General features: G+C 66.4%; 7 protein-coding genes. 4 read left to right on the plus strand and 3 right to left on the minus strand.

The window, feature by feature from the left end; genetic code table 11:
- Nucleotides 1-46 precede the first annotated feature (46 nt).
- The 4 genes from ASD55_RS09370 (at nucleotide 47) to ASD55_RS09385 (ending at nucleotide 9,890) form a co-directional block, all read left to right on the plus strand.
- Nucleotides 47-3,961, plus strand: a complete 3,915-nt coding sequence (locus ASD55_RS09370; protein WP_056765650.1) for a PilC/PilY family type IV pilus protein — start codon at nucleotides 47-49, stop codon at nucleotides 3,959-3,961.
- 11 nt (nucleotides 3,962-3,972) lie between these two features.
- Nucleotides 3,973-4,479, plus strand: coding sequence for a type IV pilin protein (locus ASD55_RS09375; RefSeq protein WP_082542743.1), 507 nt, complete (start codon nucleotides 3,973-3,975; stop codon nucleotides 4,477-4,479).
- 289 nt (nucleotides 4,480-4,768) lie between these two features.
- Nucleotides 4,769-6,046, plus strand: coding sequence for an RNA polymerase sigma factor (locus tag ASD55_RS09380; protein ID WP_056765652.1), 1,278 nt, complete (start codon nucleotides 4,769-4,771; stop codon nucleotides 6,044-6,046).
- A gap of 121 nt (nucleotides 6,047-6,167) precedes the next feature.
- Nucleotides 6,168-9,890, plus strand: a complete 3,723-nt coding sequence (locus tag ASD55_RS09385; protein ID WP_056765654.1) for a diguanylate cyclase — start codon at nucleotides 6,168-6,170, stop codon at nucleotides 9,888-9,890.
- Between the two features lie 22 nt (nucleotides 9,891-9,912).
- Here ASD55_RS09385 and ASD55_RS09390 read toward each other — a convergent pair whose 3' ends face one another.
- Genes ASD55_RS09390 through ASD55_RS09400 form a run of 3 tightly spaced genes read right to left on the minus strand, consistent with a single transcriptional unit; the run spans nucleotide 9,913 to nucleotide 13,272 of the window.
- Nucleotides 9,913-10,557, minus strand: a complete 645-nt coding sequence (locus tag ASD55_RS09390) for a DUF2894 domain-containing protein (protein ID WP_200946139.1) — start codon at nucleotides 10,555-10,557, stop codon at nucleotides 9,913-9,915.
- Nucleotides 10,550-11,188 (minus strand): OmpA family protein, encoded by a 639-nt coding sequence (locus ASD55_RS09395; RefSeq protein ID WP_056718657.1) that lies wholly within the window; start codon nucleotides 11,186-11,188, stop codon nucleotides 10,550-10,552. Before ASD55_RS09395 ends, ASD55_RS09390 begins: the two co-directional genes overlap by 8 nt.
- Nucleotides 11,185-13,272: a DUF802 domain-containing protein gene (locus ASD55_RS09400; protein WP_056765658.1), complete on the minus strand. Its 2,088-nt coding sequence runs from the start codon at nucleotides 13,270-13,272 to the stop codon at nucleotides 11,185-11,187. The genes ASD55_RS09395 and ASD55_RS09400 overlap by 4 nt, the downstream gene beginning before the upstream one ends.
- Between the last annotated feature and the right edge of the window lie 5 nt (nucleotides 13,273-13,277).

Genomic DNA, 13,277 nt, shown 5'->3' on the forward strand with positions numbered 1-13,277 from the left:
CGCATGGGCCTTCCCATGCCGCACCATCGCCAAGAGCGGAACCGACATGAACATCACCCCCCGTCTGCACAGCAAGTCCGGCAACCTCATCGGCAGACTGCTGACCATCGGCGTATCCGTCTGGCTGCTGGGCGTCGCCTTCACGCCGGCGCTGGCTGCCACGCAGAACCCGGTAGTCGAACAGGCCCCGCTGATCATCCAGAAGCCGCTGCCGCCGAATATCGTGCTGATGCTTGATGATTCGGGGTCGATGGATTCGGATCTCATGCCGGATAGTGGGTCTCTTCCAAGCGATACGGCCGGAACGACATCCAATCCGGACTCGTACCGCATTGCTTCCAATAACGGAACCTATTACGACCCAACGATCACTTACAAAACACCACCGTATGCGACGAAGCAAAGCGATGGTTCGACCAATTACCCGGTGCCGACCAATATTGGCGCCGCCCCCAATAATGGATTCAGTGGTACCAGCACGAAAGACGTTACGTCCTACAACGGTGGGACTTACGATTATTTTACGAGTCTTCAAGTCACCACGACGACACCCTATGATCCAATTCCCGTCTATACTTATTCGTGCCCAAGTGGAGGGTCGTTGAGTACAAAGTACCCGGGTTACTGCTATAACAACGGCAATTACTACCCCGCAACTGCGACTATTTCGAGCTATTCATGCAATGGCACTGATTCGAAGAATGCTGACGGTAAATGTGTCCTGATCGGAACGGCCAATAAAAATTTCTTCACTTACGACACGGGTACGGCAACGGGAAAGCTTTCGGACGGCACGCTTGTCCGGAATTACGTCGGCAAGACCGCCGGTGACTGCGCCAGTTTGACATCGGCGACGGCCAAGGCCGTCTGCAAGGATGACGCAACAACCCAGAAAAATGTGGCAACGTGGTTTTCGTTCTACCGCACGCGAATGTTGATGGCCAAGAGCGGCGTCATGAATGCGTTTTCCGGGGTGGAGTCGAATTTTCGCGTGGGCTTCGGTTCCATTGGCGGAAGTAATGCAAGCAAGAGTTCGTTGGGAGATGACTACTACGCCTTCACCACTTCTGCGCACAACGTGACATACCAGACGGGTATCGCGCAGGTAAAACCATTTGGTGACGGTACCACCGGTACTCAAAAGAGCAGGCTATGGAGTTGGCTGGTGGGCACGACGCCTAGCAGCTGGACACCTTTGCGCGGCGCCTTGGACGCCCTAGGTAAATATTATCGTACCCAGCAGCCCTGGCTGACGTTGAATGGAGAGTCCGGGTACGTCAGCGGCACCAATACCGAACTGGCCTGCCGGCAGTCGTATACCATCCTGACCACGGATGGCTTCTGGAACGACGATGCGCCCGCCAACATCGGCAATGTGGACAACACCAAGGCCGGTCCCATTCCAAGGCCCAACAATCTGCCTACCGTTACTTACACCCCTGCCTCCCCTTATTCGGACAGCAACAGCAGTACGCTGGCCGACGTCGCCATGAAGTATTGGGTTACCGATTTGCGCACGGCCTCCAACGAGGTGCCGACCAGCAAGGAAGATCCGGCTTACTGGCAGCACATGGTTACATTCACTTTGGGCATGGGCTTTTCGCCGGTCAATATTTTGGGTGACAGCACGGCGGACAAGGACATCTTCGCCTGGGCCAATGGCGGCTCCGCCATTGCCAATTTCAAGTGGCCGACGCCTTCGAAGGACAACATAAACAATATTGCCGACCTGGAGCATGCCGCGGTCAACGGTCACGGCGGGTTTGCCTCGGCCAAGACACCGGACGAGTTCAGCAATGCCTTGAAAAAGGCACTGCAACGTGCCTCCGACCGCGTGGGTACGGGCGCCAGCCTGGCGGCCAACTCCACCCAGTTGAAGACCGGTGCGTTCGCCTACCAGGCCAACTACTACACCGGCGACTGGAAGGGCGACCTGAAGGCGATCAAGGTGGATCCCAACAACGGCACGCTGGCCACGTCGGCAGCGTGGACCGTATCCAGCGAAATGCCTGCGGCCACCGACCGGAAGATCTATACCTGCGTGACCTGCACGACCTCGTCGGCGACGGCTGTGGCGTTCAAGACCGTCACTGATCTGTCGAGTGCCCAACAGACTGCGCTGGGCAGCGACGCGACAGCGCGGCAGAGCATGCTCGACTATCTGCGCGGTGAAGGCTCGAAGGAAGTCGGCAAGACGAACGGCACCTACCGTGCCCGCACCACGCCGCTTGGCGATATCGTCGATTCGCAGCCGGTCTACGTGGGCCAGCCCGACCCGAACCAGTTTGTCGGCCAGTCGTTCACGGGGTCAGACACCTACCTTTCCCATGCCTCGACCGTTCGGAACAGCCTGATTTTCGTGGCCGCCAATGATGGCATGCTGCATGCGTTCTACACCGATGACATCCCCGCGACGGCTACCACGACCGCGATTTCCGCGGGCACCGAGGCTTTTGCGTATCTGCCGTCGGCCGTGATCACCACCAACACCAGCACGACCACGCCGGCCCGCGCCACCAGTGACCTGACCACCTTGTCGGACCCCGGTTATGGCACCACGACGGCGGTGCCGCACCAGTACTTCAACGACGGCGAGCTGACGGTGGCCGATGTGTATTTCGGCCTGGCCTGGCATACCGTAGCCGTGGGCACCACCGGCCGTGGTCTGGCCAAGGCGGTCTATGCGCTGGACGTGACAAATTCGACGCCGAAACTGCTGTGGGAGCGCTCTGCCGGTGATGGAAAGACCAATGCCGACTACATCGGTCAGATGACCGGCAAGCCGGTGATCGCCCAGACCAATGACGGCAGCTGGTCGGTCTTGATCGGCAATGGCTACAACAGCAAGAATGGATCAGCGGCGCTGCTGCAATTCGCCATCAGCGATGGCACCCTCAACGTGCACACGACCGACGACACCATCACTGGCAATGGCCTTGCAGCGCCCGCCGTGTGGATCGGCGATTTGTCCGTGGGTATCAGTACGGTGGCTTATGCCGGCGATGCCAAGGGGAACGTGTGGTCGTTTGGCCTCAACACGGCCACAGTAACCAAGGGGACGGGGCAAGACCCGGACGTCACCACCTATACCGAGACGGCCACCTCCATCGGAACCAAACTGTTCACCGCCACCGATGGCACGAACGCACAGCCGATCACGGCCGGCATGCTGGTGGGCAAGAACCCGACCACCCAGGACCTGTGGCTGTTCTTCGGCACCGGGCAGTACCTGGGCAACGGCGACCTTGCCACGAAGACGACCCAGTCCTGGTACGGATTGATCGTGAAGGCGGGACCGAGCAGCGGCAGCAAGGTCGTGACCACCAGCACGACGCGCACATCGACCACCACCCAGCTGAAGCGGCGCTCGATCATCGCGGAAACGCCGGGAACCGACGCGGTTCTGAATGACGACGGCACCATCAAGACGGCGGCGATCGCACCGGCGCGGGCAGTGACGGCGTTGCCGACTACTTCCGACATGACCGACATGTCGGGTTGGTACATGGATTTGCTGTCGCCGACCAGCACGACCGCCGATGGCAAGGTGACATACACCGCCAATCAGACCGCCCAAGGCGAGCGGATCGTCACGCCCAACCAGTTTCAGGGCAACCAGTTGCTGGCCACCACGCGCATTCCCGAAGCGGCCGACCTGTGCAATCCTTCCGGGCGCGGCTGGATCATGGCCGTCGACCCGTTCACCGGCACCAATCCGAAGTCGAGCTTCTTCGATCTCAATGGCGACGGCCAGATCAACCAGCCGGCCGACTACATCATGGTGAACGGTACAGCGGTGGCGACCAGCGGCATCGGTTTCAGTTCGCTGCCGAACAACCCGATCTTCATGGGTGGCACCATGCTGGTGAGCTTCGACAATGGCAGCGCCAGCAGCATCAAGACGTCCAGCACGTCCAATGGCTTGCAGCGCGTTTCGTGGCGCGAACTGATCGCCCAGTAAAGGACTGAATGATGAAATCGCTCTCGAATGAAGGCAGTTGTTTCTCGAATCTCGGGTCGCCGGCGACCCGAGGCCAGGATGGGTCGCGCCGCATCGGCGGCTTCACCTTGATGGAGCTGATGATCACGGTGCTGATCATCGCCATCCTCGCGGCCATCGCCTGGCCGATCTACAGCAAGTACGTGACCAAGACCCGCCGCGTGGCGGCCGAGGGTTGCCTGTCGGAGTACGCGAACTACATGGAGCGGTACTACACGACCAATCTCCGGTACGACCAGGATGCTACCAACACCAAGAATACGCTGCTGCTGGCCAATCTGGATTGTGCCGCCGCTGCGCAGACCGGGCGCTTTTACAGTTATGCGTTTCCCACTGGTGCGGCGAGTACGTCCAAGTACACGATCCAGGCCACGCCGATAGAACCTCAGAAGACCAAAGACGCAAAGTGCGGCAATCTGAAGTTGACCAACACCGGCGCGCGCACTGCCGACGGCACCGACCCGGGCTCATGCTGGTGACGAGGAACGCGACGCGCGCATGACGGCGCGTTTCACGGTTCGATAGCGCTTCAACCACCGGCCTTCCGCTGCAACAGCGGAGGGCCGGTTTCTTTTTGGGCTGTCGCCAGCCGTTTTCTCCGGGCTGCCAAGCCGGACACGAACCGTCGTTCGCGTCGCGATGCGGGGGCGGCGGACGGTGGTCCGCCCTGCGGGGTGTCGTGGGTTTGCGTGAATCCGGCATTGTTCGCCATGCGAGCGCGGCGGGATGTGTTGCGCTGGCGCCGTGGCAATGCTTTGATCGACGGTCATGAGCCAGACTGATACCCATCGCGCCATCGATACCGTGTGGCGAAGCGAATCCGCGCGGTTGATCGCGGGGCTGACCCGCATGCTGCGTGACGTGGGGTTGGCCGAGGAGCTGGCGCAGGATTCCCTGGTGACGGCGCTGGAGCAGTGGCCGCGCAGCGGTGTGCCGGAGAACCCCGGTGCGTGGCTGATGACCACGGCCAAACACCGCGCAATCGACCGCCTGCGCCGCAGCAAGCTGCTGGAGCGCAAGCATGCGCAGCTGGTGCATGAGCTGGAGCACGAGCAGGAGCACGCCCACGCGGCGGCGGAGGCGGCGCTGGATGATCCGTTCGGCGACGACCTGCTGCGGCTGATCTTCGTCGCCTGCCATCCGCTGCTGTCGATGGAGGCCCGCGTGGCGCTGACCCTGCGCCTGCTCGGCGGCCTCAGCACGGAGGAAATCGCGCGCGCCTTCCTGATTCCCGAGCCCACCATCGCGCAGCGCATCGTGCGGGCCAAGCGCAGCCTGGCCAAGGCCGAGGTGGCCTACGAGGTGCCAAGGGGCGACGAGCTGCACGAACGCCTGTCCGCCGTGCTCGGGGTGATCTACCTGATCTTCAACGAAGGCTATTCGGCCACCACCGGCGATGACTGGATGCGACCTGCGTTGTGCGATGACGCGCTGCGGTTGGGGCGCGTGCTGACCGGTCTGATGCCGCGCGAAGCCGAGGTGCACGGGTTGCTCGCGCTGATGGAAATCCAGGCCTCGCGTTCCGCCGCCCGCGTGGATGCGCAGGGCGAACCGATCCTGCTGCTGGAACAGGACCGCAACCTGTGGGATCACCTGCGTATCCGCCGGGGACTGGCTGCACTGGAGCAGGCAGGCAAGCTGGGTGGCGCCGAGGGTCCGTATGCGCTGCAGGCGGCGATTGCCGCGTGTCACGCGTGCGCCTCGACCAGCGAGCAGACGGACTGGGATGGCATCGCCGGCCTGTACGCGACGCTGGCCGAAGTGGCGCCTTCGCCCATCGTCGAGCTCAACCGGGCGGTGGCGGTGGGCATGGCGGCAGGCGCCGCCGCCGGGCTGGCGCTGGCGGATGGGCTGGTCGACGAACCGAGCCTGCAGAAGTACCACCTGCTGCAGGCCGTGCGCGGCGACCTGCTCGAACGGCTCGGCCGTCGCGGCGAGGCGCGGGAGGCGTTCGAACAGGCGGCCGCGCTGACCATGAACCGGCGCGAACGCGAGTTGATGCTCGGTCGCGCCCGCCTCTGTGCAGGCGACCCGCCACCGGCGTGAGCCGGCAACATTGCCCATCCTGCCGCTCGCCTGCACGCCGTGATGGATTCCTGCCGGCGGCCGTGCTGAAGTAGGCCGGAAGGGGAACCCTCGTCCACGCGTACGGGACACTGGCGGGCGAATGAACAACCAGGAACAGGCCCGCGCCGAACTCAGGGAACGCTTCTACCGGAGCGTGGCGGAAACCCTCGCGCTGTTGCATGCCAAGCCCGATCGCGATCGCGAAGGAGTCATGCAGACCATCGCCGGCATCCTGGCGTCGACCATGGATCTGCCGCTGGTCTGGATTGGCCGGCGCGAGTCGGCCAGCGATGCGGTCCATGTGCTGACCGCCGCCGGCCCGGCGGCGGCTTACGCGACGGCGCTCAAGCTCAGCGCGGATGCCTCCCAGCCTGGTGGTCGTGGCCCGGTGGGCATCGTGTTGCGGCAGGAGCAGGCTCGCGCCACCTCGGTCGATGCCCCGGAGTTCCGGCCGTGGCGCGAGGCGGCACAACCCTGGGGTTTCGGCTCCTGCATCGCGGCTGCGGCGAGGACGCGCGATCATGGCCAGCTGGTGCTGGTGGCCTATTCCGGCGACGGTGGCCCGAGCCTGAGCGCGGAACTGCTCGACTGGGAGCAACGGCTGGTCGATGAACTGGCCCGCTTCTGGGACCACCACATGCTGCTCCAGCGCAGCCTGCGGATGAGCCGCTACCGCGATGCGCAACGCACGATCCAGCGCGCGCTGCTGGAACAGCCCGATCCCGAGGCGGTCTACCGCACGCTGGCGCAGGCACTGGCCGGGATCGCCGGCGCGGCCGCGGTCGATGTGTTCGCCGCCGATGGCGAGGACGGCCTGTTGCGCCGGGTGGCCCTGGTCGGCTCGCTCGCCGAGGTCATGCTGGCCTTGCCGCTGCCGCCATTGCGCATGGACGCCGGCGCGGTGCCGGCACCCACGCTGGCCTTCATGCAGGGCGCGCCGGTGATCCGGCGACTGGCCGCGTCGCCGGCCGATGCCGACGTCTGCGGCGACTTGCCCGCGCATGCAGGGGCGCTGGGTTGCTGGCCGCTGTTTTCCGCGCCGAACGACACTGCCGCGATGCGGGTGCCGGCTGGCGTGTTTGCCGTGGCCACCGTCGAGCCGGATGCGTTCGACGACGAGATGTGCCGCCTGCTGGACGAGATCGCCGACGCCGCCGGGCTGGCCCTGAAGCAGCATGCCCAGCGCGACGCCCTGCTGCAGGAGCAGCAGCGGCAGACCTACCTGGCCCTGCATGACGACCTCACCGGGCTGCCCAACCGGCGCGCGCTGGATCAATACCTCGACAAGGTGCTGGAGCAGGCGCGCCGGCACTCCCGCCAGGTCGCCGTGGGCCTGCTCGACCTGGACGACCTGAAACCGATCAACGATCTTTGCGGTCACGCGGTGGGCGATCGCATCCTGATCGAGGTGGCGAGCCGTTTTCAGCAGGTGTTGCGCGCCAACGATTACGTGGCGCGCCTGGGCGGCGACGAGTTCGTGCTGGTGTTCGGCGATCTGGAGGACGAGTCCGACCTGGACGAGCTGCTCGGGCGCGTCGACGCTGCACTGCGCCGGGCGATACGTATCGACGATGCGGTGTTTTCGGTCGCTGCCAGCCTGGGCATCGCGATGTATTCCAGCCAGACGATCGCCACCGGCGAACAACTGCTGCGGCGCGCCGACCAGGCGATGTACCAGGTCAAGGCGCGCAAACGCAGCCGTTCGCGCTGGTGGGGCATGGCCTTGCCCGAAGGCCAGCGGGATCACACGGTCGAGCTGGACGTGGTCGCCGCCCCTTATGGCGATCATGCCGGCGACCTGCTGCAGGCCTGCCGGGAAATCTGGGAGCGCCAGCTGCCGGCGGTGGTGGAGCAGTTCCACGCCGGATTGCGCCTGCACGAAGGCATCGCCCGGCTGCTCGACGTGCTGCCGGCGGCCGACCTGGAAACCTTGAAGCTCCGCGTCCTGCAGCACCTGCAGTTCCTGTTGCGGCCGAACCTGGATGTGGACACCCATCGGAAGCGGGCCAGCCGGACCGGCCTATTCCACGCCGGTTGCGGACTGGAGGAGGTGTGGTTGCTGGAGGCGATCGAGCAGTTGCGCGACATACTGGCGATGCAACTGGGCGGCAGCGGCCCGAACGATCGCCGCGCACTGGCGATCCTGTTGCAGCGTCTTGGCATGGAGCGCCAATGGCAGCTGGAGAGCATGCGCGAGCTGCAGCGTCGCCGGGTGGCCCTGCTGGCCCGGGTGAATGCGCTGGCGTGGTCGGCCGAAGGCTATCTCGAACTGATCCAGGGCGTGGTCGATGCGCTGGTGTCGCATCGGGAAATCGCCGCCTGCGCGGTGGGCCGCCCCGACGCGTCGGGCGAGCTGACTTACGAGGCGGTGGCCGGTGTCGCCTTCGCCGAATACCTGCATGCACTGGGCACCGGCAAGGCCATGCCGATTCGGGTGCAGGCCGGCAGCCCGGACGGCGAGGGGCCGAGCGGGCGGGCCTGGCGCAGCGCGACCATCCAGCGCTGCACGCACTACGGCAGCGATCCGTCGATGCTCGGCTGGCGCGACATCGCGCTGAGCCTGGGCGTGGTTTCCAACGTGGCGATTCCGCTGTCGCCGGTGCCGGCGACGCCGGCCGTGCTGCTTACCCTGTACAGCCCGTATGCCGGCGGTTTCCAGGGCGAGGATCAACAAGCCTTCGTTGGCCAGATCAAGAGCGTGCTCGATCTTGCGCTGGCCCGCCTGGCGCCGCCGCGGCAGGGCACCGAGCTGCTGCCGTTCTTCGTGCGCGAGCGCTGGCGTGCGCTGGTCGCGACCGACGCGCTGCAGATGCACTACCAGCCGCTGATCCGCCTGGCCGACGGCTCGGTCGGCGAGTTCGAGGCGCTGGCGCGCCTGCGCGACGACGACGGCGAGCTGCTGTCGCCGGCGCGCTTTCTTCCCGCGCTGGGCGCCGACGATCTGCTGGCGCTGTTCGGCCAGGGCGTGCAGCAGGCGCTGGCCTGCCGCGAGGCGCTGCTGCAGGCCGGCCACCCGCTGGACATGTCGGTGAATGTGCCCGCGGCGGCGCTGGAGGACGTGCGCTATGCCGGGGTGCTCGCGGGCCTGCTGGCCGGCAGTGGCTGCCCGCCGCCGTCACTGCTGCTGGAAATACTCGAGTCGCCGATCGGCACCGAACATGACGTGGTGTTGCATGGCCCCGGCATGCAGTCGCTGCGGGCGCTGGGCATACGCCTGGTCGAGGACGATCTGGGCGCGGGCTACAGTTCGCTGATCCGCCTGCGCCAGTGGCCGTTCGACCGCATCAAGATCGATCAGGCCATCGTGTTGCAGGCGCGACAGGACCCGCTGGGCACCTTGCGCTTCATCCGCCAGCTGATCCGCATCGGGCACGACCTGCAACTGGAGGTGGTGGTCGAGGGGCTGGAATCCGCCGAGCTGTTCGAGGCCGCCGCGATCCTGGGCGCGGACTTCGGCCAGGGTTATGCGCTGGCGCGTCCGATGCCGGCCGATGCGCTGGCGAACTGGCTGGTCGGCCATCGGCATCCGCCGCGCCGGGGCGGGCCGCGAACCGGGCTCGGTGCCTTGGCTGGCGAGTTGCGCTGGGAAGAACAGTTCGTGGCGCTGCCGCCGGAGCCGGCGTTCTGGGCAAGGCATGCCGGGGGCAACTGCGATCCGGGCGAGTACCTGCACGGCGCGAACCTGGGCGCGGCGCTGAACGCGAGTCATCAGGCGATGCACGAGGCAGCCCTGGCCGGTCCGCTGGACCCGGTCTATCGCCGTCGGCGCGAGGCTTTCCTCGCCCTGCTGGTCGAACACGTGCTGGATCGGGAAGGCGGTTGAGCGGGACTTGCGCCGGCGCGCGTCATTCCGCCTGGGCGCGCTTGTTGCGGACGCGCTTCCTGTTGCCGGTGGCGCGCGCGTTTTCCGGCGCTCCGATCGCTCCGGCGTCCTTCATCTGCTCCATCCACGACAAGGCGTCGAGGTAGGCCAGGAAGTGCTGGAGATAGCCGGGCGAGAGTTCGCGCATCAGGGTGAGCGAGCGATGCACCAGGCTGCCGGAGTTGAGCGGGCCGGCGTTGGCCGGCACCTGCTCCAGCGATTGCCGCAGCTGGCCGCGGGCACGCACGCGCGTCCACAGGTTCCTGAATTCGCCCAGTGACTCCAGCACGGGCAGGGCCGCTGGCGTCGGGACGTTGCCGGTGACGGCGGAGTCGGCGCGAATCGCGGCGATTTCCTCGACCAGCCGGCCCAGCGCGCCAGGCCTGGATGGCTGGGCGAATGCCGTGGCGCCGTCGAGTGCGCCTGTCGAGTGCTCGACTTCGTTCGCATAGGCATCGACCAGGCGGGCCAGCCGTTCGTCCAGCATGCGGCGCGCCATGCCCTGCTGATTTGCCGCGTGCCGCTCCAGCGCGTCGATGAGCTGGAAGCGGACGGGGTCCAGCCGATCGGCCTGCCGCTCGCGCCACGCGTCGAGCATCGCCCGGGTTCGCGAGCAGGTGTCAGTCACGGGGCGTGGCCGGCTGCTTCGGGATCGGCGACATCTCCACGCGCCGATTGCGCGCGCGTCCGTCCTCGTCGACATTCGGACTCACCGGCTGCTGCGCGCCGAACGCGGCGGCAAACACCGCGGAAGCGGGCAGGCCATCGGCGATCAGGGCGCGCGTCACGGTCAGGGCACGCTGGGCGGACAGCTCCCAGTTGTCGGCGAACTGGCGATTGCCGCCGCTGATCGGCCGGTCGTCGGTGAAGCCGCTGACCATCAGGATTTCATGGCGCGAAGCGAGATACGCGGCGAGCGGCGCGGCCAGGCTTTTCAGCAGTTCGCGGCCCGCGGGTTGCAACTGGTCGGAGTTCAGCGCGAACAGCACGCTGCCGCGGATGCCGATGCGTCCGTTGACCAGGGTGACCCGGCCGGCGGCCAGCGGCACGGCCAGCGCCTGCTCCAGCGTGATGCGGCGTTGCGCCTCGATCTGGCGCTGGCGCACTTCCTCCTGCAACTTGCTGGACAGCTGCAGTTGCATGCCGATCACGCCCACCAGGATCAGCACGAACACGCCGAGCAACACCGACATCAGGTCGCCGAAGGCGGCCCAGATCGGCGCGCCCGTTTCCTCGATGCCATCGGTCTCCCCGCTCATGCGGTTTCGGCTCCCGCGCTGGCGGCAAGCTGCTGCATCTCGCCGATGATCTGCTTCTGCGACAGCATGCTGAGGTCGATGACTTCTCTGGCCTGCGCCACGTAATAGGCCAGCTGTTCGTCACTGCGCGCCAGCGACTTGTCCAGCGCCGCCTGGATGCCGAGCAGGCGATCCATCAGCATGTCGTTGGCCGTGCCGAAGCTGTGCACCGCACCGGCGAACATTTCGCCCAGGCTGGCCACCTCGGTTGCACTGCTGCTGACCTGGGCGGCCACCGCGCCGAGCTTGCCGGTCTCGTTTTCCACGTGCTCGGTGAAGCGGCTGCTGACCCGTTCCAGCAGGTCCGCCGAGGTGGCCACCAGTGCATCGACGGCGGTCCGCTGTTCGGTGGAAGCGTGGTTCACGGCGTCGAGCAAGGTGTCCAGCGTGGCCAGCAGGCGGCTGCGTTCCTCCAGCATGGCGTTGTCGCGGACCATGCTGTCGGACAGCTTCTGGCGCAGCTCGGCGACCACTTCGGCCGCGGCGCGAGGCGCCTCGGAGGCCGCCTGCACCAGCCGGGAAATCTCGGCGATGGTGTCGCTGGCATGGGCGCGGGTCTGCGCCGAGATGTCCTGCGCGGTGCTGGCCAGGGTGTCGCAGATCTGCTGCTGGCGGCTGGCGGTCTGCTCGCCTGCAAGCTCCCATTGCCGGCCCAGGGCGGCGGTCATCGCCGCGAGCTGCTCGGCCCACTGTGCCAGGCGCGTGCTGTCCCGCTGTTCCAGGGTCGTCTGCAGGTCGGCGTGTGACTGCTGCACGATGCGCACCAGCGACGTCGCGTGCTCCTCGAAGCTCGCTGCCGCACCGCTCATGGCCTGCTGGTTGCGTGCGACCAGGTTCTCGTTGGTGACCTGCTGCGACGACAGCGCCGTGTTCCACGCCGCCGCCGTGCTGTCCGCGGTGGCGTCCAGTCGCGCGGAGACGCTTTCGACCAGGCGGGCCGAGCGCTGCTCGAAGGTCTCGGCGAAGCGCTCCAGCGTGCGATGCAGCTCCTCGTTCAACGCACCGTTCGACTGGCGCTGCGCGTCCAGCGCATCGCGCCAGCGTTCTGCCAGCTCTTGGGTGGTCGCGGCGAGCCCGCTCGACACGCCGTCCAGCTGCTGCTGCACGGCCCGGCTCACGCTGTCATGCAGCGTCGCGGTTTCGCGCGCCAGACCCGCCATCGTGGCTTCCATCGCGGGCTGCAGCGCGGCGCCGACGGCCCTGGCGTTCGCCGCCACGCTTTCCTGCATGGCGGCCTCGATGGCAAGGGCCAGGCGTGTGTGGGTCGCCTCGGCGGTCGCGTTGAAGCTTTGCTGGCTGGCCAGCTGGCGCTCGCTGGCGGCAAGTCCCTGTTGCTCGATGGCCGTCATCATCGCCTGCAGGCGATCGACCAGCGCCGGCATCAGTTCGGTCTGTTGCTGCAGCAACTGGAACGAGGCTTCGCGCTGGTGGCTCTGCGAATGGACGCGCAGGGTCGTGGCGATCTTCGTGTCCAGCGCTTGCACCGCCTGCAGGCGCTCGCGCCGGCACAGCGCGGAAAGCAGGCCCAGCATCGCCGAACTCGCCACGCCTGCGATCGAGGTGCCGAACGCGAAACCCAGGCCCTTGACCGGTGCGGCCAGCGACTCGCGGATGGCCTGCAGGTCGGTGGCGCTTTCCAGCGCCATGCCGGTGCCGCGCAGCGTCGCCATCATGCCCAGCAAGGTACCCAGCATGCCCAGCAACACCAGCAGGCCCACCAGGTACGGCGTCAGCACCGGCACCGGCAGGGCCACGCGTCCACCCTCGATGCGCAGGCGCGTGGCGTTGCGCAGGCTCGGGTGCAGCTTCGCGAGCCAGTCAGCCAGGTGGTCCGGCGTGGCGGACAGCCCGCTGACGGCGTGCGTCAGGGTCGAGCTGGCCTGCCGATAACGATGCAATTCCAGGGCGCCGGCCAGGTAGCACGCGGCAATCAGCGCCGCGACCGCAGCGCCCGCCGGATTGGAGCCGAGATAGCCGGCGCCGATCCAGCAGACCACGGCGAGGCCTGCGCAGAACACGGCGAGGTGGAGAAAATTTCTGAACATGACTT

Origin of the sequence: Rhodanobacter sp. Root561, assembly GCF_001427365.1 — a bacterium.
Lineage (GTDB): Bacteria > Pseudomonadota > Gammaproteobacteria > Xanthomonadales > Rhodanobacteraceae > Rhodanobacter.